Genomic DNA, 22,427 nt, shown 5'->3' on the forward strand with positions numbered 1-22,427 from the left:
CCATGTTCAATAACAAAGGCAAGCCTATCGCTTGCCTTTGTTTTATCTAGTGTTTGGTTATTGAGCGTTTAACCAAGCGGGTGACGCATCAACCATTCTTTTTCTTGCTCGCCATAAATGGCTTTTTCTGTGTTGGTAAAGCCACAAGCCAAGAAAAAGTCGAGTGCGCCTTGATGGCTATTTGGCACCGTCACGCAAAGCGAGGTGCTCTCTGGGTCGATGGTGTAGGCGTACACAAACAGTTTTTTCAGCGCCTCTGCACCAATACCTTGGCGTTGAAAGCGGCGATCAATCATCAAATAATTAAGGCCCAACTCATGCCGCATTGCAAAAGGAGCATGCTGAGCAAACCCTTTATCGATGATCAGATAGCCAACGGTTAGGTAGTCCGAATAAATAGTAAAAAATACTTCTGACTTGTTTCGCTTTTGGTAAGCCTGTTCAAACGGCTTGGCAAATCCTATTTGCTCTTCCTGCACGTCCAATTGCATCAAACTCGAAAAATCTTTCAGTTTGGTTGGTTTAATAGCAATCATGGTTTCAATCACGAGTGGGTGGTGGATGGTCTCACCACCTAACAAAAATGTACGAACGTCTTTAACTTTCATCCAGTTATAGACGCTAGTGATACCCAAATCACTTCGCACACTTTGCGCGAATGAATTATGAAGTCATTTGGGTATCAGCTAGTTTAAGTAACTCGCGGCATTAAGAAAAGCTAGAAATGCAGAGGATAGAAGTAACCTTGATGAATGTAGGCTCCTAACGTTGTGAGTAAGTGAGCACTATCTGCGGTTTCGACGCCTTCGACGATGACTGTGCAGCGGTAAGTGTTTCCCATCGCAATCAACTGACGCAGCGTTTCCACTTTCTTATCATCCGACTTTAAACCAATCACAAACTCCCGATCTATTTTCAAATAATCTGGATTGATTTTGCTGATAAGTGACACGTTGTTGTTGCCAGTACCAAAGTCATCAATGCTGATTTTGCAGTTCAGTAATTTTAGTTTCGCGACGTTGTCGTAGATCTCGGAGGTGTAGTACATGGACGCGTTCTCCGTGATTTCGATGGTCAGTAAACGGCAGTCTCTGCTCGCGAGTTCTTGATAAAGAGTTGAGAAGTTTCTACCTCGTAGAAGAGAAGGGCACACATTGATGCTGATGGGTACCAACAAAGTCGGCTGTTTGGCGTAAATTGCTCGGATCACCAAGATCGTGTGGATCAAAAGCAGTCCATTGCTGATGAGTGTTTCGATGAACCTTTGGGTGTTCTTCACTTTGAATCGAGAAAGGGCTTCGTAGTGAATATTTTGCTGCGTTGAGGTGTTGTAGATCGGTTCGAGCTTGATATGAAATTCTCGAATAGCAAACAGATACGTGATGAACGCTTGTAGCGACCGATGCCTTAGTATCACTAAAAAGAACAGGCTCAACAAAATGATGCTCTTAAAAGGTCCTGAGATGTAATACACCTCTTTATAGCCTGTATCTTTAATTTGATAGTGAAAGTATCGCCCGTTGGTGTTGCCAATTTCGAACGACGTACCTGTGTTGGTGTAAAGCTTCATCCCGGAAAGGAAAAAGCGCGAGATGTGGCTCTCCACGTTATTCTGTAAGTTGATGTTTTTCACACGAACTAAAATGGTGGCGTTGTTGATGTCGAAGGATTGAGTCGTGTAATTGCTGTTATCGCTCCACTCGTTGAACGCTTTTTGGCTGACGGGAACCACCGCCTCTGGCGTGACCAAGCAGCGGATATTAAAGCGATCCAACATCATGCTGGATTCAACGAGCTTTACGTTATCAAACAACCCTTTTAGTTGGTCTTCATCAGCATAGCAACTCATCTGAGACAGGCTGTCGGCAATGTCCAATGCGCTATCTAAATAGTTGTGTTTCACAATACTGTTGATGGCGTAATAGCAGACCAAGAAAAAGATAGCTGTAGTAACCAGCAACACCCAAGCGATGTCGGTGTATATCCTTTTATTCCGCAAGCAAATACGAAAGGCTTTTCTGACGCTGTTTTTCGTGTGTTGGTTGATTCTCTTTTGTTGATAGATGCCGCTTTGGTGAGTATGTAGCATGGTAAAAGGGATGAAATATCCCGTCCTGTGAATGTTTTCTATGATGTTTCTCGTGGGAGAAACGTGATCTTCCGTGAGCTTGCGAAACTTCTTTCTCAATGCTGCCACCGCGTTTTTAAATCCATTTTCTGGCAAAGCCATCTTGTAGTGTTGAGTGATTTTTCTCTCAATAACGCGCTGACTGATCGGCGCATTTAAACTGCCGTAAGTAGCAATAGTTGAAAGAATGGCATACTCATTTGAACTAACAGGGATGGCGTGGTGGAGTGTGTTGTTGATCTCTAAAGAAATGTCGTTTTCGGACAAGCAAACGCAGATTTGGTTTCCAAGTTCAAACCTAATCATGTGTTGATAAGCTCCAATTTAAATTTTGGCTACGTTATCAATAATGAGAAGTGAAGGGTGTGATTTTGTACGGGGATATCCTAAACATTTGGATATAGTAACAGTTTTAGTTTTTTTTATGAGCTACAGCGAGAGTAGGCTCTGACTGGTTTTTAGCCGGGACAAACAGAAATATCGGCAGGAATAAGGCAATGACGGGTGATGCTTCAAATACGTCTGCATGTGCGTACCTCATCGTATTTTAGATAAAAAAAGCCCGAGTATTCACTCGGGCTTATCGATATCTTTTTTATAACGAGACGATTAGCAAATCACTTTGATCGCTAGACCGCCTTGAGAAGTTTCGCGGTATTTCGCGTTCATGTCTTTACCAGTCTCTAGCATTGTTTCGATAACTTTATCTAGAGATACAGTAGGAGCAGAAGAACGACGTAGTGCCATACGAGTTGAGTTGATCGCTTTTACAGCTGCGATACCGTTACGCTCGATACATGGAACTTGAACCTGACCTGCAACTGGGTCACAAGTTAGACCTAGGTTGTGCTCCATCGCGATTTCTGCTGCCATACATACTTGCTCTGGGCTACCACCCATAAGCTCCGCAAGGCCAGCCGCCGCCATAGAACATGCCACGCCAACTTCACCCTGACAGCCAACCTCTGCACCAGAGATTGACGCGTTGCGCTTGTAAAGACCACCGATTGCGCCAGAAGCGGCAAAGTAACGGATGTAATCTTTTTCAGTCACAGTTTGGATGAACTTATCGTAGTAAGCCAATACAGCTGGGATGATGCCACAAGCGCCGTTAGTCGGTGCGGTAACAACACGGCCACCGGCTGCATTCTCTTCGTTTACTGCGAAAGCGAACATGTTTACCCAGTCAACAACAGACATTGGGTCGTTCGTTGTTTTCTCAGAAGTAAGCAGTTGCTGACGAAGTGCTGCAGCACGACGAGGTACACGTAGTGGACCAGGCAGAATGCCTTCTTCGTTCATACCGCGATCCATACATTCGCGCATCGTGCGCCAGATGTTCGCGAAGTAAGTACGAGTTTCTTCGTCTGAGTGAAGTGCTTGTTCGTTCTTCATCACTAGCGCGCTGATAGAAAGACCGCTTTCTTTACACTGGTTAACCAGCTCTTCAGCTGTTGTGAACTCGTAAGGAACCTTGATTGGGTTCTCAGCTTCTTTACCGAAGTTCTCTTCATCAACGATGAAGCCACCACCGATAGAGTAGTAAGTTTTTGAGTACACTTTTTCGTCATCAATCCAAGCGTGGATTTGCATGCCGTTTTCGTGTAGCTCAAGGTTCGTTTTGTGGAAGTTCATTCCACCTTCACGTGGGAACGATACTGTATGACAGTGCATGCCAACAGGAAGGCGCTCAGTTTCTTCTACGCGAGCGATGAAGCCCGGAATAGAATCGATATCAACTTTCTCAGGGGAGTTGCCCGCAAGACCCATGATGATAGCAATATCTGTGTGGTGACCTTTCCCTGTCAGTGATAGTGATCCATAAACGTCAACGGTGATTTTAGTGATGTCGCGCAGTTTTCCCATTGCACGAAGATCATCAATAAACTCTTTACCCGCTTTCATTGGGCCTACAGTGTGTGAGCTTGAAGGACCAACACCGATTTTATAGATATCAAAAACACTAATCATATCGATTACCTCAGAAGAAAGCCTCCCAAGGGGAGTTGGGAGGCTTAATTTTATCGTTATATTTTTGGATTAATCATTCTGTTAAAAAACAGGGATGATTAAAGAGCGCCGTAGATTACAGAAGTAATTGCTGCAAGACCACAGATTGCTGTGAAAATTTGCACAGGTGCTGAAGTTTTGTACTTCGCCATTGCTGGAACTTTTTGCATCGCGAATACCGGCATCAAGAATAGGATTGCCGCAATCATTGGCGCGCCCATTGTTTCGATCATGCCTAGGATGCTTGGGTTAACGATAGCCACAATCCAAGTAGTGATAACGATGAACAGTAGAGAACCTTTTTCGATCTTGCTTACTGGAGATTGTGAGCGAGATTTGATTAGACCTACTAGACCTTCGTGTGCACCTAGGAAGTGACCGAAGTAGCTAGAAGTGATCGCCGCGAATGCAACCAATGGACCCATGTAAGAGATCAGTGGAGATTCGTGGATGTTCGCTAGGTAAGAAAGTACAGAGATGTTTTGTTCTTTCGCAGATGCTAGTTGCTCTGGAGATAGAGAAAGTACTACAGAGAATACGAAGAACATAACAAAGCCCATTAGCATCATCGCTGCACCGCCAGTGATCATGTCTGTTTTCTTGTAAGCTTCGTCGCCGTATTGCATGCGTTGCTCTTTAGAGAACTGAGAAATGATTGGGCTGTGGTTGAATGAGAATACGATGATAGGAATTGCTAACCAAACGATAGTTGGCATTGCAGCCCAGTCTGGAGCCACTTCAATCATAGACGTGTTCCACTCAGGGATTAGGTAGAAAGACAACGCCAATAGGATGAACACTAGAGGGTAAACCATTGCTGAAGTTGCTTTCAGCATCAGTTCTTTACCGAATACTACGCCTGCTGTCATTGCTGCGATAAGCGCACCAGAAAGTAGCCAGCGAGGAATCGATTCCATGCCCATTTGGTTAACTAGGAAAGAGTCAACCGTGTTTGTGATACCAACACCGTAGATAAGTACGATTGGGTAAATAGCGAAGAAGTATGCGAACGTAATAAGGTTTGCGCCAGTTTTACCGAAGTGTTCTTCTACTGTGTCAGTGATGTCTGCTTCTGGGTTCTTAGCTGAAAGAACGAAGCGAGCTAGAGATTTGTGTGCGAACCAAGTCATTGGTGCCGCGATTAGAGCTAGGATTACTAATGGCCAAAAACCACCCGCACCAGCTTTAATAGGAAGGAAAAGTACACCTGCACCTACTGCCGTGCCGAACAGAGACAGACACCAGGTGAAGTCTTTGTAAGTAAACTTACTAGACGATTGTGCGGTAGAAACCGCAGAAGTAGTTGTATTCATTTTTGAGTTACTCATTTTGGGAACAGGAAATAAGTCGCGGGCAATTTTGCAAGATTTTACACTAGGAAAATTAGATCTAAATCATGTATTGCTCGTGCTTATTGAATGATATGTCAAAAACCTGCTTTTTATCACGAAAATGATGTGCTACTCGTGATTATTGCTAATGAGTAAAATTAGAAAAACTTATCAATAGGGCGATTTGTATAAATTTATTTCACCGCAAGCGTTTGCGGTGAAAATGGCAAATTAATCTAATGTGAATGAATGTTTATGAAGTAACGTTTTATTAATATTGATGCACATAATGATCGCATTGGTCGTATGATCATTATCGAATGAAAGAGGAGAGATTTAGCCGGAAATGATGTGCTTTTGCATCGACTCAATGATCTGTGCCGTCATGCCCCAGATGAAATGTTGACGATATGGGATAGCAAATACACGATGACTGCTTCTTTTTAACTCAAACTTACTGCTGTAGAGCTTATTTGGGTTCAAAATATGGTTGGCTGGTACCTCAAAAACCGACTCGACCTCATTTGGGTCAATATGCGTTTTGTAATCTGGAGAAATAAAGGCCAAAAATGGTGTCACATTAAATTGACTAATCGTTGGCAGTTTTGGCAACTGACCGAACACATGAATGTGTTTATCTTCTATACCGACCTCTTCATTAGTCTCACGAAGCGCCGTATTCACCAGATGGATATCTTCGGGTTCAAACTTACCGCCAGGAAAGCTGATTTGCCCTGGATGATGCCGAAGATGTTCGGCTCGCTTGGTCAAAATCACTTGTAGGCCTTCAGGTCTATCTACGAAACCAATCAGCACCGCGGCGTCTCGAAGCGGTTTACCTTTCATAAAATTCAGGCGGGTAAGAGACTCCTTGTGATAACCCGTCGGAAGATGAAATTGAAAGTTTTGCAGCAATTTTGTTTTGTCGATAACCAAACCGAACCCCTAATTTTCGTGCCTACTCATTATTATACACCCAAGATAATAACCCTAAACTCCGGAATCGAGCGTGCTTGAGTGAGAAAATGAGTGGTGAGTGCGCTCCGCCTCATTGTTGATAAAACAGGAAGCTCAAATGTTAAAGGAAAATCGCTTCACATCTAGGCAACCTTTTGCTTTGTGCTTTGTGTCTCATTCTGCCGAAGCATATTGATTTGAAACTTATAGGGTTATACACCATTCTTATTTTTAAGGCGTTGCAATGAGGTTGGTGTTTGCCAATGAAAGGGATAATCTTTACCGAGTTCATGGAGTTAGTGGAAAGCAAATTTGGACTTGAAGTGCTTGACCAAGTGCTCGAACTTTCCGATGACGAAGGGGTATATACCTCTGTCGGTAGTTATGACCACCGAGACTTAGTCAAACTGATCGTCAATCTCAGCAAAGTTTCTAATATTCCCCCAGAGCAGTTACAAGAAGTGTTTGGTGAAAGCGTATTTTTGAACCTGCTACGCTCCATTCCCAGTCATGCAAGCTTGCAGCAGTGCGACAGTACTTTTCAATTTGTTCGACATGTAGAAAGCTTTATTCATGTAGAAGTTAAAAAACTTTACCCAGACGCCAATCCGCCTAAGTTCGATTTTATCAGCGAAACACAGTCAGAACTGGTGTTCGACTACCACAGTGCAAGGTGTATGGCGCATGTTTGTTTGGGGTTGCTCAAAGGCTGTGCTGCGCACTTTGGGCAGGTCATTCGTATTACGCACCAAAACCAAACCGAAGACGGAAGCCAAGTTCGATTTTGGCTGGAGGCACAATAAGAAGAGTATGACGGGTAACTCCTCATTAGAAAGGAAACTCAAACGAGAAATCGCCTCAAGAAAGGCGGCAGAACTGCTTTTAGAGCAAAAAAGTTATGAGCTCTACGAATCGACGCAAAAATTGAGCGTCGCGTTAAAGAAGCTAGAGCTTCGATCGGAAAGCGATCTGCGCAAGTTTGAGTTTGAAGAAAAAATTGATGCCACGCTTATTCGGTTTGGACGGACATTCCTTTCCAGCACTTTCGACGAGACAATGATTGCCAGTTTTCTTGAGCAACTGACGTCCAATTCCGTTATTACCGCTTCGTATTTATACCTTGATCCTGTCCAACTCACTTCTTTACGTCGTCATCATTTCGGGCATTTGGATCTAAAAAGTGACAAACCTATCGCTCGAGCACCCAATTGGCAGAATGAGGCGCTACATTTACCCATCATCATTGATGAGCGAGTCGTTGGCGAACTGATATTTTCTGTGTCGCTGGAACAAATTGAGCAAGCTTTTATCTCCAAACAAATGGAACTGGTTTCTGATTTGGTTCACGGCGTGATCAGCCGTCACCTCAGCCTTGAACGTGAAGTCGAGTTAAGAAAGCGAGCGGAAGAGTCAGAAAAAGCGACGAAAGAGTTTGTCGCAATGATTAATCACGAGTTAAGAACGCCACTTAATGGCGTACTCGGCAGCGCAGAGCTGTTAAGCAAAACTCAGTTGGGAGAAGATCAGCGGCAATATCTCGGTAATTTGATTCAGTCGGGCGATTTACTTCGCGTCATCATCAACGACTTGCTCGATTTCAGCAAGATGAATGCTGGCATGATGGAAATTATCGACAAGGTTTTTGCGTGGGATGATCTCGAAAAAGCCATTACGGGCGTATTTGCGGCGAAAGCGGCAGAGAAGCGCATTCATTTTTCTATCGATAAGAAGTTAGGCATTCCGGAGTTTCTGATTGGCGATTTAGAACGAATCACCCAAATTTTAGTTAATTTGATTGGGAACGCGATCAAATTTACCCATTTGGGCGGCGTGGTCTTGCGAGTCGAGTGGGTAAACGGCACTGCGTTTTTTGAGGTGGAAGATACCGGGATTGGGATACCGTTAGCGGCGCAAAGTTCGTTGTTTGACCCTTTTGTACAAGTTGACCGCTCGGCAAAACGCAGTTTTGAAGGCTCAGGTTTGGGCTTAGCGATTTGTAAGAACCTCGTGGATTTAATGCAAGGTGAGATCAGTTTCGAAAGTGAAGAGCGCAAAGGTACAACCTTTAAAGTCTCCATCCCTTTAAAAGAGGGGCAAGCTCAAGGTGCAGCGTCGGGTGAGTTGGCTGTTGTCGAACGAAGCGACTTAGCGGGGCGCTCGATATTGGTAGTGGATGATATCCGAATGAACCAAGTCATTGTGACGCAGATGCTGAAAAAGCTCGACATTACTCCTGATTTAAAAGCCAATGGTTTGGAAGCGCTAGAAGCGGTTAAAAACAAAGATTACGAATTGATATTTATGGATTGTCGAATGCCGGAAATGGATGGCTACGAAGCAACGGCTCACTTGCGACAAAAAGGCTTCGACCGTCCTATCATCGCCTTAACAGCAGGCACAACGATTGAAGAACGTCAAAAGTGCATTGACTCAGGCATGGACGACATCCTCACTAAGCCGTACACCGCAACCGATATTGAGCAGATCATGTGTAAGTGGCTTGAGCAGTAGACGCTGCCTCTTAAAAAACGGATGCTTATTGGCTAACGGCTAACGGCTAACGGCTAACCGCTAAAGGGCATACAAACAACGCTCACAAAAACGCCTCCGTACTGGAGGCGTTTTGACTTGTTTTCGTCCGAAACCTACGATTGCAGCGCTGGCAAAATCTTTGAAAGCTTATCCAACGTTTCTTGATATTCAGAGGCACAATCGCTATCTGCAACGACGCCGCCGCCAGCCCAAGCGTACAGTTTGTGATTTTCCGCGACGAGAGTACGGATGGTGATGCTGGTATCCATACGACCATGGCGAGAAATGTAGCCAATACTGCCGCAATACGCGCTGCGTCGATGTGGCTCTAACTCTTCAATGATCTGCATTGCGCGAACTTTAGGTGCGCCCGTAATTGAACCGCCCGGGAAGCAGGCTCGTAGCAAATCTGCAGGAGAATATTGCTCGTCCAAATTCGCACGAATGGTGCTCACCAAATGATGCACGGCAGGGAAGCTTTCAATATCAAACAGCTTTGGCACGTGAACGCTACCCGGTGATGCAACTCGACCAATGTCATTACGCAGCAAATCGACAATCATCAGGTTTTCTGCCTGATCTTTTTCCGCTGTCTGCAAGTCATGGGCATTAGCGTTATCTTGCTTTGGATCTTCGCTGCGTGGGCGAGTACCTTTGATTGGTTTCGTTTCAATGACGCGATCTTTGAGTTCTAAAAATCGCTCTGGAGAGATACTCAAAATCGAAGACTCAGGCATACGGATAAACGCTGAGAATGGCGCTTGGTTGGCGGACTCCAATTTCAGATACGCTTGCCACTCGCTGCCTTGATACGGTGCGTTAAAGCGTTGCGCCAAATTGATCTGATAGCAGTCACCGCTCAACAAGTATTCTTGCACCTTGTCAAAGCGAGTGGCGTAGCTCTCTTTCGTCATGTTTGACTGCCAATCGCCGGACAGAGCGAAGTCTATGCTTTGCTCCGCTTCTTGCTTGTCTAACCATTGCCAAGCTTGCTCGATGTTCTGACCGACTAAGCATGCTTTTTTAAGTTTGTGGTCAACAACGACGGCCCATTCATACAGACCTACCGCCATATCAGGCGTGTTGAGATCCTTTTCGGCCTGTTCTGGCATTGTTTCTACGCGTCGACCTAAATCGTAACTGAAGTAACCGAGCGCTCCGCCGACAAAAGGTAAATCCAATTCTTTATTTAACTCAACGTGAGGAAGCCACTGTTCTTGCAACTGATGAAGCAGCGTGAATGGGTCATCTTGAGTTGAATAGGCATTCGATGGCGTTTCAATTTGTGTGCTGTCGGCAATGGTTTCTAAGGTTGCAATTGGGTTGGCAACCAACACATCAAAGCGACTATCGATATGCGTTTTTGATGCAGAACGCAGCAACATCGCCCAAGGCTGGTGTTGAATGCGAGAAAAGAGGTGAAGAGCAAACTCTGGTGCGTATTCCAGCGCTTTAAAATCAATGAATTGATTGTCCATGTTGTTCATTTGTGTAATTTGTGACAAAGAGATCGTTCACTGCATGGCATGTCATGGGCAGCAAGAGTATCATATTCCTCTGTATAGCCAAACTCCCTCTATTCATAGGGTTTTGAGATGGTTTACAAGTAGGCGACTTCAGCGTTTCGTGTGTCGATATCAGCCGTTCGACAATTGTTTATAAAAAAACGAAGCTCAAAAGAGCAATAAGCTCAACAAACACGATTGAAGCCAAGCCAATAATGGAAGCATAACTATAACGAGGCATGTAATGACGGTAATACGCAAGCAGGATGTAATCAGCAGTGTCGCTGATGCGCTACAGTATATTTCTTACTACCACCCGCTAGACTTTGTTCAAGCTCTTGAAAAAGCCTATCACCGCGAAGAGAGTCAAGCCGCGAAAGACGCGATTGCTCAGATCCTAATTAACTCCCGAATGTCAGCAGAAGGTCACCGACCAATTTGTCAGGATACTGGCATCGTGACGTGTTTCGTCAACATCGGTATGGGCGTGCAATGGGACTCAACCGACATGACGGTTCAGCAGATGGTAGATGAAGGTGTCCGACAAGCGTATACGAACCCAGATAACCCGTTGCGTGCGTCAGTACTTATGGATCCTGCCGGTAAACGTATTAATACCAAAGACAACACGCCTGCTGTCGTACACATCAACATGGTACCGGGCGATAAAGTTGAAATTCAGATCGCAGCGAAGGGCGGCGGTAGTGAAAACAAAACTAAGATGGTGATGCTAAACCCATCTGACGATATTGCTGAGTGGGTAGAGAAAACGCTACCAACAATGGGCGCGGGCTGGTGTCCACCAGGCATGCTTGGCATTGGTATTGGCGGTACGGCTGAAAAAGCAGCGGTATTGGCAAAAGAATCTCTAATGGAACACATCGATATTCAAGAGCTTATCGACCGTGGTCCACAAAACGCAGAAGAAGAGCTTCGTCTTGATATCTTCAATCGCGTGAACAAACTTGGTATCGGCGCGCAAGGCCTTGGCGGTTTGACGACTGTTGTCGACGTTAAGATCAAAACGGCGCCAACGCACGCGGCTTCTAAGCCTGTTTGTTTGATCCCGAACTGTGCGGCGACTCGTCACGTACACTTCACGCTTGATGGCAGCGGCCCAGCAGAGCTAACGCCACCTAAACTAGAAGATTGGCCAGACATTACTTGGGAAGCGGGCGAAAATACGCGTCGCGTAAACTTAGACACGATCACTAAAGAAGAAGTACAAGAGTGGAAGACAGGCGAAACCGTTCTTCTATCAGGTAAAATTCTGACTGGTCGTGATGCGGCGCATAAACGTATTCAAGGCATGCTAGATAACGGTGAAGGTCTACCAGAAGGCGTAGATCTAAACGGTAAGTTCATTTACTACGTAGGCCCTGTCGATGCAGTTGGTGATGAAGTCGTCGGTCCTGCTGGCCCAACAACATCAACGCGTATGGATAAATTCACCGATATGATGCTAGAAAAAACCGGTATCATGGGCATGATCGGCAAAGCTGAGCGTGGCCCTGCAACGGTTGAATCTATTAAGAATCACAAAGCGGTTTACCTAATGGCTGTCGGTGGCGCTGCGTACTTGGTGGCGAAAGCGATCAAGAAAGCTCGCGTTGTTGCATTTGAAGATTTAGGTATGGAAGCGATTTACGAATTTGAAGTTGAAGATATGCCAGTAACAGTGGCTGTCGACTCAAATGGTGTTAACGCGCACCAAATCGGTCCAGACACTTGGAAAGTGAAAATTCAAGAGATGGAAGCGTAAGGCAAAAGGCAATCTTACATTGTCTCAGTAGAGAGAATGTGACAAGGTGCTGATTTACCTAGCAAACATTTGACAAAAGTGCAGCGAAAACTGCACTTTTTGTCTATATAATGTAGATATAAACCTTAGGGCATAGCAATCAAACGTTATGCGAACAATAATTAGGAGACGGCATGCCTCGTTTTATTCAGATTCTACAAATTATTCTTGCTGTAGTGGTTGGTGGCTTTGTTGGCTACGACTTGATTCTTCACGGTATCAGTATTTTTGATGAAAAATACGTCACCATCACTTGTGTGCTTTGGTTTGTTCTTGAAATCGCACTCTTTGTTATCTACAAGCTGATTGAAGAAGATTAGAACATTAAGCCTCTAGTTAGAATATATAAGCCTCTGAAGTGATTCAGAGGCTTTTCCGTTTATAGGCAGCAATATTTTACACTTATCGAGGTCAGCACTAGATTGCAGATTTTGTTCATCTTTGATTAAGGTTGGTAAACTTAGACTCGTGATACTCAAGTTACTTCTATTGAAGCGTTGGGTATAAAAACTGGTGAGATAAATAAAAACTATGAAAAGAATAAAGCAAGAAGTGAACGACTTTATCAGCCGTGGTATGGATTCTAATGTAAGAATTGCGGTAACTGGGTTATCCCGAGCGGGTAAAACGGCCTTTATCACGTCTTTGGTTAATCAGTTGCTTCACACCGCCACTCACGACAATCTACCTTTATTGACCGCCGCGAGAGACAAACGTCTTATTGGTGCAAAGCGTGAACCTCAAACTAATATGATGGTGCCTCGCTTTGCTTACGACGAGGCGATGAGCCAGATTCATGCGAACCCACCACAATGGCCTGTGCCAACGCGTGATGTGAGCGAAATTCGCCTAGCTTTAAAATACAAACCAAAGAAAACGACCAAGAAGCTGCTCAGTAAAACGGCGGTTCTCAATGTTGACATCATCGACTATCCGGGGGAATGGCTATTGGACTTGCCTTTGCTCGATATGAATTTTTCGAGTTGGTCTCAAACGCAGTTTGACGCGCTGAACGGCAAACGCAAAGAGTTAGCTCAAGCATGGCTAGCTGAACTCGAACAGATTGAGCTCAATGCGGATGCAGACGAAAAACAGCTAGAGAAAGTGGCTCACGCTTACACGGATTATCTCCATGCTTGTAAAGATGCTGGGCTGCACTGGGTTCAGCCAGGACGATTTGTGTTACCAGGGGAGCTTGCTGGTGCACCGGTGTTGCAGTTCTTTCCTTGTCGATTTGAATCGGAAAGCAAAGCGCCTAAAGGCAGCAACTTAGCCATGTTGGAAGCGCGTTTTCATGAATATCAGCAAAAAGTCGTGAAAGCGTTTTATAAGCACCATTTTGCAACATTTGACCGCCAAATTGTGCTGGTGGATTGTTTACAGCCACTTAATGCTGGCGACGAGGCGTTTTATGATATGCGTCAGGCTCTTGAGCAGATCATGCACAGCTTTCGTTATGGTCGCAGTAGCTTTTTGCGTCGTTTGTTCTCGCCAAAAATAGACAAAGTGCTATTTGCCGCCACCAAGGCCGATCACGTGACACCAGATCAGCATCCGCATCTTGTCTCTCTACTGCAACAAATGGTGCACCCAGCATGGCAAACCGCTGCTTATGAGAACATTGAAATGAGTTGTATGAGCATTGCCTCCATCCAAGCGACCACTTCAGGGTTTATTACCTCAGGCGACAAAACCATTTCTGCGTTACAGGGGACGACCTTAATCGGTGAGGCAATGACGATGTTCCCAGGAGAGGTGCCGAAGAAGCTACCTAATGCCGCCTATTGGCAAAACAGTGGTTTCGACTTTACTTCCTTCCGTCCTATGCCGTCAGCAAGTGATGAACCGATGAAACACATACGTCTAGATAAAGCACTGGATTATCTGCTAGGAGACAAATTGAAATGAGCGAATTGAAGCAGAAACAAATTTTCTCTGAAAAAGCACTAGAGAAAGAGCAGCAATCGGATTCACCAGAGTTAACAGCGCAAAAGACATTCAGTGAAAAAGAAACTTTTGTACCAGTGAAGATAGAAGAAGATCGAATTGAAACCGAACAAGAACTGCAACTTGAACACGTGATTCGCCCTAGGCCGGGCAGAAAGTGGCTCGCAACCGGCGTGTTTGCTACTTTTGCCGGATTGGTCGGGTGGCAGGCTGTGGACTCAGTTGTCACTGCGGTGCAAACAGCTGACTGGCTAGCATTAGGCTGGGCGGGTTTCATTACTGCTGTGTCATCATTGGGCCTAGGTGCTATCGGTAAAGAACTCTGGAAACTACGTAAATTAAGAAATCATTTCAGCATTCAAGAAGAAGCCGAACTGCTCGTTCACAGTGACAGTGTGGGTAAAGGCAAGGTGTTTTGCGAAAAGGTGGCGGAACAGAGTGGTGTATTAGCAGAGAACCCAGGCTTTGATCGCTGGCAGAACAGCATTAACCCAGCACACAGTGATGCGGAAATCCTTGATATGTACGATTCTATGGTCGTTAGTCAACAAGACAAGCTCGCTACAAAAGTGGTTTCTCAGCACGCGACTGAGTCTGCTGCGTTAGTTGCGGTAAGTCCACTTGCCGCCGCTGATATGCTGCTGGTGGCGTGGCGAAACTTCAAAATGATCGATAACTTATCCAAGGTGTATGGCGTTGAATTAGGTTATGCTTCGCGCATCAAGCTATTGAGAGCGGTATTCGTCAATATGGCAGCGGCAGGCGCAAGTGAGTTAGCCATTGACGCCGGTATGGATTTGATGTCGATGGATCTTGCTGGCAAAGTATCTGCTCGTGCAGGGCAGGGGCTCGGCGTGGGGATTCTTACTGCGCGTTTAGGATTGAAAGCGATGGCCTTACTGCGTCCGCTTCCTTGGTATCCTGATCGCCAAGTCAAACTCGGGACTATCCGCAAAGCCGTGGTGGCGAAAGTTGCATCAATCACGATGAAACCGTAACGAATATCACCTTTGACCGATAGGATTGCTTGACGCCATTACAAGCTTGATAGAAACTACTGTCAACTTTTCCTGACAGTTGTGAATTGGGATATTTTCAGTGCGTCTTGAAGTCTTATGTGAAGATAGACTCGGTCTTACCCGAGAACTGCTCGATATTTTAGCGTCTAAAAGTATCGACTTACGTGGTATTGAAATCGATATCAGTGGCATCATCTATTTAAATTGCCCAGATATTGATTTTGATACTTTTAGTGAGTTGATGGCTGAAATCCGCCGTATCCCGGGGGTTAAAGACGTACGTAAAATCCAATTTATGCCAATGGAGCGCCACAACACTGAGCTGCTTTCGTTGGTTGATAATTTGCCGGACCCGGTTTTTGCAATCGACCTCAAAGGTGCTGTCGATATGGCGAACATGTCTGCTTTGTCGCTACTCGGCCTGCATAAACAAGAAGTCATTGGCACTCAGATTGGTGCGTTATTACCAAGCGTCCGTTTCTCTCGTTGGTCTGAAGGAGTGAACGCTCGTACTCGTGAAAACCTAGTCATTGATGGGTTGGATTACATCTTAGAGCTCATGCCTGTCTATATCAGAGACGAAGCGCAGAATTCTACGCTTGCAAGCACTTTGATGACGATTCGAACAAGCCAGCACGGCACGCAAATCGAAGAAAGACTACCGTTGCATAATCCATTGGGTTTTGAGCACTTCGTAGGAATATCAAACCGACATAAAGCCTTGATTAATCAGGCTAAGAAGCTTTCTGTTCTGGATCAACCGCTACTAATCGAAGGTGAAACAGGTACTGGCAAAGAAATGCTCGCAAAAGCCTGTCATAGTCGTTCAAGCCGTGCGAGTAAACCATTCCTTGTGTTGAGCTGTGCATCCATGCCAGATGACGTTGCAGAAACCGAGCTGTTTGGTCATGCGCCGGGTTCATTCAATCACGAACAAGGCCACAAAGGTATTTTTGAACAGGCAAATGGCGGTACGGTATTTCTTGATGAAATTGGTGAGATGAGTGCTCATCTGCAAATCAAACTTCTTCGTTTTCTACAAGATGGTAACTTCCGTCGTGTTGGTGCAGAAGATGAAATGCATGTAGACGTTCGCATTATTGCTTCGACAAAACATAACCTTGCTGAGCTTTCTGAAGCGGGTATGTTCCGTGAAGATTTGTATTATCGCCTCAATGTACTCACGCTAAGCATTCCTCCACTGCGTAAGCGCTCGAATGATGTGGCACCTTTGCTGGATTTGTTCGTGACAAAACACGCGCAGCAGCTGGGTATCGATAAGCCGGAGCTGGATGAAGGTCTGGTTGATGATCTGGGCAGCTACCAATGGCCGGGTAACATGCGTCAGCTAGATAATATGGTGTTGCGAGCGCTAACAGAAATGGATGGTCATTTACTGAAAGCCGAACATTTTAATTTGCCACAGCCGCAGTCAGTTGGCGGGGGCAGTGCAACGCTTAATATTGATGGTTCTTTGGACGAGATAATGCGCGATTATGAATCCCAGGTGTTGGAGCGTTTGTACCAGTCGTTCCCGTCAAGTCGTAAGTTAGCGAAGCGTTTGAACGTATCGCATACGTCTATTGCGAATAAGTTACGTGACTATGGGATTCGTAAGAATTAACGCGGGTAATCAAGAAAATGGAAGTTGTCGTTTGTAATGGAAGATCATAGTTCATCAATCGCCGTTCACAAGTTGGACGGCGACTTGCTTCTACGAACCGCTGAAATCGGTGATGCCGATATGATCGCGGCGTATTTTCAATCTAATCGCGATTATTTGAAGCCATTTGAACCAAAGCGAGAAGAGGCGTTTTTCTCTGTTAATGGTTGGCTCCAAAAACTGATTAAGTTGAACGAGCTCCATCGCATGGGGCTTGGCTACTATTGCTTGCTAATTCATGTTGATACAGGGCGCATGCTAGGAACGATTTCTTTCAGCAGTATGAGTCGTTTTCCATTTTATAGCTGTAACGTTGGCTATTCCTTGGCGGAAGAGGCACAAGGTCACGGCTATATGCGTCGTGGGTTAAAAATGGCATGCGACTACATGTTTAACGTGCAAAAAATGCATCGTATCCAAGCCGGCTATATGCCTCATAACAAACGCAGTGAAGCCGTGCTAGAGTTTGTCGGGTTTAGCAAAGAAGGTTACGCAAAAGATTACCTTTTGATCAATGGTGAATGGCAAGACCATGTGCTGACATCATTAACTAACCCTCATTGGCAGCAAGAAGGGCGCTAATATGGATCGATTAGAAAAGCAGTTAGCATTACTCATTGAACTTGATAAGCTCAAAAGCGTATTGCGTCGTACTCGGGTGAAAAGTGCCGAAGGTCGTCTTGAAAACAGTGGTGAGCACAGTTGGCATGTCGCATTGATGGCAGTCTTAATGGAAGAGCACGCAAATGCACCAGTCGATATCTGTCGAGTGATGAAAATGCTATTGATACATGACGTTGTTGAGATCGACGCAGGCGACACGTTTGTTTATGATACTGCCGCTACAAAAGAGCAAGCAGAAAAAGAAATAAAAGCCGCTGAACGCTTATTTGGTATGCTACCAACAGATCAAGGGCAAGAATTATTAGCGCTTTGGCAAGAATTTGAAGCCGCGCAGAGTGATGATGCAAAATATGCAAAAGCGCTTGATCGTTTAATTCCCATGCTCTTGAACTACCATAACAATGGTCAAAGTTGGAAAGAGAATAGTGTAACGCGTGAACAGGCGCTTACAATTAATAAACGAATTGAATTTGGCTCTGTTACCTTGTGGGACAAAGCGAAAGAGTTGATTGAAGAAGCCACAGAGAAAGGTTGGCTGAAATCGTAATAAAGGAGACTGAATGTCTTATTTGCCTTTGGATGAATACCAAAGAAAATGGATTTTTACGCATCAGTCGATGCCAGTGCCAGAAGAAGATTTGGCATTTATCAAGCCGATGAGCCAAGCTCGTTCTGCGCAATTTTGGAAAGAGAACATTAGCGCGCAAAGCCCTGATATGGACCGCCTAAGCTCACAAGATTGGCCGATGAGTGAATCAAATTGGTTAGAATCTGTAGATTGGATGGCTGCATGGGAATCGGATGAGCCTGAAATGCCACAAGAAGTTGATGCACATATCGATTGGCAAGATGATGTGACCGTGTATTTCTGTTACGAAAAGTACAATGTCATAGAAACAAAATGGTCGATTTTTAAAAAGCATTGGAAGAACTTTTTGTTCTATGATGATGGTCCAATTCTTATTGGTCGTCGCCGCTCGCAAGCATTGTGGTTTGACTCAAAAGGAATGGTTAAACTTGGTGAGCGTCACTAACACATCACCTGCTCATGATACTAGCCACCAACCAGGTGGCTTTTGTTTTTTTAAAGACTTGATAAAGGGCTTAGGACTCCGCCTGCACCTCTCTCAATCACGTGGGTATATATTTGTGTGGTCTTTACATCGGTGTGGCCAAGCTGCTCTTGTACTGTTCTAATATCGGCACCAGATTCCAATAAATGCGTTGCAAAGCTATGTCTTAACGTGTGACAGGTAACCGTTTTTTCTATGCTTGCATCGAGCGCGGAGCGCTTTACCGCTCTTTGAATTGCGCTTTCATTTATATGATGTCTTCGCAGTTGCCCTGTCTCTTTGTCGACACTTAACTTGTTAGACGGAAACAAAAAGTGCCAATTGAAATCTAATTCTGCATTCGGATATTTACGGCGTAAACCTTCAGAGATGTAAACACCTGCGTATCCGGGTACATGCCGGTCCTTGAAGTAGTAGTTTCTTGCTAAGTTCATCTGCGATTTTAGCGGCTCATGGAGCTCTTTCGCCAATGTGACCGTACGGTTTTTTCCACCTTTCCCTTGCCAGACTCTCACTGCACCATAGTCATAATCTATGTCTTGGATTCTTAGTCTAAGGCATTCCATAATTCGAAGCCCAGAACCGTATAGGAGTTGGATGTGAAGCTTATATCTCGGATCGATATGTTGCACAAACCTGCGGACTTCATCGCGAGTCAAAACAACAGGGAGCTTCTTTTCCGTCAGTGATTTTTGGAACATCATATCCAGGGAAAGCGGGGTTTTAAAAAAGTCTCGATATAAAAACGAAATAGCATTCAGCGCCAATGCTTGAGTTTTGACTGCAACTTTTTCATCGATAGCGAGGTGGCTGAGAAATCGAATAACGTCGTCTTCAGATAACTTCGATGGATGAGCAAGCTGGTGGAATACAATAAAGCGCTTTATCCAGAATAGGTAACTCTCGATAGTTTTGTTGGCATAATGGCGAGTAAGCATATGCTCTTTTACACTTAGCAGAAATTGACTTTTCATAACATTATGAGACTGTTTATTTATACAGGTATTGTAATTTATCAATACTGGCCCAGTTATCATGCTTTTTGCCGTCTAATTGCGTGTTCAAACACACATATTCATACTACTTTTCTATTTGTTTCATGAAGATAAGTGCTAGGATTTGCTTTTCTTTTGTCAGGAAAGAAGGCGGTAGCGTGCGAGAAAGGCCGCTATTTGCGGTATAGAAAGCGTTAGCTGTTTGAGAAACAAATGAAAATAATCGATAAGCCGTTATTTTGGCTATATGTTAAAACGCGAGACTCAGTCTTTTCATCATTTAAAGGTTTTTCCTCTCTACTCTTAGTCATCATTATTGCGGCTATAGTTTCAGGTAATAAATCTCCCGAAAACACCTTCATGTCTTACATGTTGTATCTGTTGATGCTTAGTGTACCTACCTCAATGGGTCTTATGCTTTTGAAGCTAAAGTTTCGAAAAGTTGCAGGCTCCATTCCTAGGGCAGAGTTAGCGTACTTTTTACAGAACAATAAAGGTATCGAGCTGGAAAATTCTGTAAAAGGGATATTTTCGCTCTACCTATCATTGATGATTTATCTCTGGTTTTTGATGATGGTTGTCGCAGCTTTGGGACCTTTGATTTTAATGCTAGTGTTGTAGTACACAGCTAACAATCTGTTCAAGAGGGATTCGCAACGCGTGGCATTTTCACTATGCGTTGGTTTTAGTGTTTAAGGTGGTATGCGGGAGCTTTGGTATTGCGTTGCTCACCCCTTAACAGGGCGTTAGAAAGCAAAAGGAAATAAATGAGTAAGAACGAACCCAAAAAACATCATTATGTACCTCAGTTTATTCTGAAAAAGTTTGCTCAAGGTAAGAAAAAACGTATTTATGTTTTCGATAAAAGAAAACTACGCTTTTTCGCATCACATGTACGTGATACTGGGCATGAGAATAACTTTTACCAAGACGATCATTTAGGTTATGGCTCTAGTACCGAGCTCAAGTTATCTAGCCTTGAGAGTAGTTGTGCGCCAATTCTAGATAAAATTGTACAAGCCGAGTCAATATCAGATATTAGCAATGAAGAGCACCAACTAATTTGCTTGTTTGTTGCTGTTCAGATTATTAGAACGAATCATACTCGTGAATTTCTAGCTGAATTCAATAGATCTATGTCCCATCTTATAAGGTCACAAGGTGTTGATCCAAATAAGGATGTGAGCAATTTTTCCGAAATGTCTCAAAGCGAAGTTAAAAGCGCATCGATAGACATTCTGAACTCTTTGCCAGGTGAACTGGCGAAAGATGTATTGAACAAAGAAGTTGTACTTCTAAAGGCTCCGAAAGGGCATTCGTTCTATATTTCAGATAACCCAATAGTAAAGCATAACAACCAGCCAAGGGAGGGAAGAGGAAATCTCGGAATTGGCTTAAAGGGAATTGAGTTTTACTTCCCGATTTCATCAAAATTTTGCTTACACTTTATGTGCTCAGAGTTGATCCAAGAACTTAGGGAAAGTTTAAGAGCGTACGAGGTGTCGCTAATGTTGGGACAAGCTGAGTTAATTGATTTGTCGGAGAGCATCTCGTTATTAAAGCAAATCGACAATAAATTGACTACGACGTTAAACCCTGAAAACTTAGAGTTTCATAACTCACTACAAGTAATTCAGTCTTCTAGGTTTGTGTACTCAAACACTTCTAGTTTTGAGTTAGCTAAAGATATGATGAAAACGAATCCTGAGATACAAACTCAAAGTAATTTCGTGTCAAATCAACCAGCTTTCTAACAAAGCATTTAAGAGTGATTCTCAACGCTTGGCATTTTTCATTCCATCGTTGAGTTCAGTGTTTACGGTGGTAAGGTTAGGTTTCGTGGTAGCGTTGTTCACACCTTAATGCGGCGTTATGCTTAATCGCGCAAAATCAGTGGTTTATGGTTTTTCTTTGTTCCCTCGGCTGGTTGGTTTCGAGTTTGTCGGCAAGTTAGCTTCATTGGACGCTGTTTTTCGGACACTTATTCTTTGGCGCTGAAAATTCAGAGAGTTGCCTCTATCAATTTTCAGGTAATCGCGAGGTTAGGGTAGCTGGCTCAATCAGCAATTTGATCTTCGGTTTTTGAGTTTTAGCGGCCGAATTTCAAAGCCCGATTTTCAAAACTATGAGTCATTTAGGTTTTCTACGTTTTGGCTTTTGTTTGTTAATCAAAGCCGAGTTAATCTTGTTTCCAGAAAAACGTAACCCATTGAAGCTTAAGCATAACAAAGCGTTAAAGTGGGATTTGGCACGCGTGGCATTTTTAGTTTGCGTTGAGTTCGGTGGTTACGGCACTGTGCGGTAGCTTTTGTATTGCGTGCCTGCACCCCTTAACGCGGCGTTAGCACACAAACTTATATTGAAATTAAGGAGAAATAATGAAAAAGGTATTTATAGATCATCTGTTTAGCAAGATAGTTGAAGGCAGATATGAGAAAGCTCTGTCAGCTGCGGCTACTAAAGCAAAACTAGAGCAACTTGAAGATGTTCGCAACGCTATTCAATCAACTTACGGTGAAGAAGCCGTTCAAAATGTTCTTTGGTATAGAGAAGTTAAGCGCTCCCTAGAACAATGTTTAGAGTTTATCGAAAACCCTCTCTCACCAGTCACCGATGCGGATTTTGTTATCTACTTAGGGTATGCAGAAACGCAACTAAAAGAGGCAGAAAAAATCATTGACTCAGAACTAAATGAATTAGGCCTGTAATTGTCTTAAGCAACTGTGTGCTAACAAACTGTTTAAGAGGGATTCGCAACGCGTGGCATTTTTACTATGCGTTGATTTTAGTGATTAAGGTGGAATGCGGCGGCTACGGTGTTGCGTTGCTCACCCCTTAACAG

At 44.1% G+C, this 22,427-nt stretch carries 20 protein-coding genes; 13 read left to right on the forward strand and 7 right to left on the reverse strand.

Going from position 1 to position 22,427, the window contains the following annotated elements; all coding sequences use genetic code 11:
- Positions 1 to 68: 68 nt before the first annotated feature.
- The 5 genes from ACF8OV_RS17730 to ACF8OV_RS17750 form a co-directional block, all read right to left on the reverse strand.
- Positions 69 to 536 carry an N-acetyltransferase gene (locus ACF8OV_RS17730; protein WP_021447722.1) on the reverse strand — a complete coding sequence of 156 codons (468 nt, stop codon included), beginning with the start codon at positions 534 to 536 and terminating at the stop codon, positions 69 to 71.
- Positions 537 to 718: 182 nt separating this feature from the next.
- The gene (locus ACF8OV_RS17735) at positions 719 to 2,434 is read right to left on the reverse strand and encodes an EAL domain-containing protein (protein ID WP_123767662.1); all 1,716 of its coding nucleotides are present in this window, start codon (positions 2,432 to 2,434) and stop codon (positions 719 to 721) included.
- A gap of 303 nt (positions 2,435 to 2,737) precedes the next feature.
- The gene (locus ACF8OV_RS17740) at positions 2,738 to 4,099 is read right to left on the reverse strand and encodes an L-serine ammonia-lyase (protein ID WP_005483216.1); all 1,362 of its coding nucleotides are present in this window, start codon (positions 4,097 to 4,099) and stop codon (positions 2,738 to 2,740) included.
- A gap of 98 nt (positions 4,100 to 4,197) precedes the next feature.
- Positions 4,198 to 5,451, reverse strand: coding sequence for a serine transporter (locus ACF8OV_RS17745; RefSeq protein WP_005458812.1), 1,254 nt, complete (start codon positions 5,449 to 5,451; stop codon positions 4,198 to 4,200).
- Positions 5,452 to 5,805: 354 nt separating this feature from the next.
- A complete protein-coding gene (locus ACF8OV_RS17750) occupies positions 5,806 to 6,405 on the reverse strand; it encodes a CoA pyrophosphatase (RefSeq protein WP_203504643.1) in 600 nt (199 codons plus the stop codon).
- 284 nt (positions 6,406 to 6,689) lie between these two features.
- Between ACF8OV_RS17750 and ACF8OV_RS17755 the strand changes: the two genes are divergently transcribed.
- Entirely contained in the window at positions 6,690 to 7,229 is a 540-nt protein-coding gene (locus ACF8OV_RS17755) for a heme NO-binding domain-containing protein (protein WP_258496268.1), read from the forward strand.
- 7 nt (positions 7,230 to 7,236) lie between these two features.
- Positions 7,237 to 8,937, forward strand: coding sequence for an ATP-binding protein (locus ACF8OV_RS17760; protein ID WP_258496269.1), 1,701 nt, complete (start codon positions 7,237 to 7,239; stop codon positions 8,935 to 8,937).
- 134 nt (positions 8,938 to 9,071) lie between these two features.
- Here the strand turns inward: ACF8OV_RS17760 and pabB are convergent, their stop codons facing one another.
- A complete protein-coding gene (pabB, locus tag ACF8OV_RS17765) occupies positions 9,072 to 10,436 on the reverse strand; it encodes an aminodeoxychorismate synthase component I (protein ID WP_258496271.1) in 1,365 nt (454 codons plus the stop codon).
- Positions 10,437 to 10,707: 271 nt separating this feature from the next.
- Between pabB and ACF8OV_RS17770 the strand changes: the two genes are divergently transcribed.
- The 8 genes from ACF8OV_RS17770 (at position 10,708) to ACF8OV_RS17805 (ending at position 18,551) form a co-directional block, all read left to right on the forward strand.
- Complete coding sequence (locus tag ACF8OV_RS17770; RefSeq protein ID WP_005376905.1) at positions 10,708 to 12,225, forward strand: fumarate hydratase; 1,518 nt, start codon at positions 10,708 to 10,710, stop codon at positions 12,223 to 12,225.
- Between the two features lie 173 nt (positions 12,226 to 12,398).
- Positions 12,399 to 12,584 carry a hypothetical protein gene (locus tag ACF8OV_RS17775; protein WP_005458825.1) on the forward strand — a complete coding sequence of 62 codons (186 nt, stop codon included), beginning with the start codon at positions 12,399 to 12,401 and terminating at the stop codon, positions 12,582 to 12,584.
- A gap of 211 nt (positions 12,585 to 12,795) precedes the next feature.
- Complete coding sequence (locus ACF8OV_RS17780) at positions 12,796 to 14,172, forward strand: YcjX family protein (protein WP_025636846.1); 1,377 nt, start codon at positions 12,796 to 12,798, stop codon at positions 14,170 to 14,172.
- Positions 14,169 to 15,209: a YcjF family protein gene (locus tag ACF8OV_RS17785; protein ID WP_025795033.1), complete on the forward strand. Its 1,041-nt coding sequence runs from the start codon at positions 14,169 to 14,171 to the stop codon at positions 15,207 to 15,209. Before ACF8OV_RS17780 ends, ACF8OV_RS17785 begins: the two co-directional genes overlap by 4 nt.
- 100 nt (positions 15,210 to 15,309) lie before the next feature.
- Positions 15,310 to 16,854 (forward strand): transcriptional regulator TyrR, encoded by a 1,545-nt coding sequence (gene tyrR, locus ACF8OV_RS17790; protein WP_025626649.1) that lies wholly within the window; start codon positions 15,310 to 15,312, stop codon positions 16,852 to 16,854.
- A gap of 36 nt (positions 16,855 to 16,890) precedes the next feature.
- The gene (gene rimJ / locus ACF8OV_RS17795; RefSeq protein WP_005458831.1) at positions 16,891 to 17,475 is read left to right on the forward strand and encodes a ribosomal protein S5-alanine N-acetyltransferase; all 585 of its coding nucleotides are present in this window, start codon (positions 16,891 to 16,893) and stop codon (positions 17,473 to 17,475) included.
- Position 17,476: 1 nt separating this feature from the next.
- A complete protein-coding gene (locus tag ACF8OV_RS17800) occupies positions 17,477 to 18,064 on the forward strand; it encodes an HD domain-containing protein (protein WP_015296938.1) in 588 nt (195 codons plus the stop codon).
- 13 nt (positions 18,065 to 18,077) lie between these two features.
- A complete protein-coding gene (locus ACF8OV_RS17805; RefSeq protein ID WP_005458833.1) occupies positions 18,078 to 18,551 on the forward strand; it encodes a DUF2947 domain-containing protein in 474 nt (157 codons plus the stop codon).
- Positions 18,552 to 18,601: 50 nt separating this feature from the next.
- Here ACF8OV_RS17805 and ACF8OV_RS17810 read toward each other — a convergent pair whose 3' ends face one another.
- Positions 18,602 to 19,564, reverse strand: a complete 963-nt coding sequence (locus ACF8OV_RS17810; protein WP_203504633.1) for an integron integrase — start codon at positions 19,562 to 19,564, stop codon at positions 18,602 to 18,604.
- 234 nt (positions 19,565 to 19,798) lie between these two features.
- Here ACF8OV_RS17810 and ACF8OV_RS17815 point away from each other — a divergent pair, with 234 nt between their 5' ends.
- The 3 genes from ACF8OV_RS17815 to ACF8OV_RS17825 all read left to right on the forward strand — a co-directional run bounded on the left by ACF8OV_RS17815 (position 19,799) and on the right by ACF8OV_RS17825 (position 22,293).
- Positions 19,799 to 20,206, forward strand: a complete 408-nt coding sequence (locus ACF8OV_RS17815) for a hypothetical protein (RefSeq protein ID WP_050937337.1) — start codon at positions 19,799 to 19,801, stop codon at positions 20,204 to 20,206.
- 146 nt (positions 20,207 to 20,352) lie between these two features.
- On the forward strand, positions 20,353 to 21,339 hold the full coding sequence (locus ACF8OV_RS17820) for a DUF4238 domain-containing protein (protein WP_317675828.1): 987 nt from the start codon (positions 20,353 to 20,355) through the stop codon (positions 21,337 to 21,339).
- 624 nt (positions 21,340 to 21,963) lie between these two features.
- The gene (locus ACF8OV_RS17825) at positions 21,964 to 22,293 is read left to right on the forward strand and encodes a hypothetical protein (RefSeq protein WP_317675827.1); all 330 of its coding nucleotides are present in this window, start codon (positions 21,964 to 21,966) and stop codon (positions 22,291 to 22,293) included.
- Positions 22,294 to 22,427: the final 134 nt, after the last annotated feature.

The organism is Vibrio sp. GLN_1, from assembly GCF_043106015.1.
GTDB classification, from domain to species: Bacteria; Pseudomonadota; Gammaproteobacteria; order Enterobacterales; family Vibrionaceae; genus Vibrio; species Vibrio parahaemolyticus.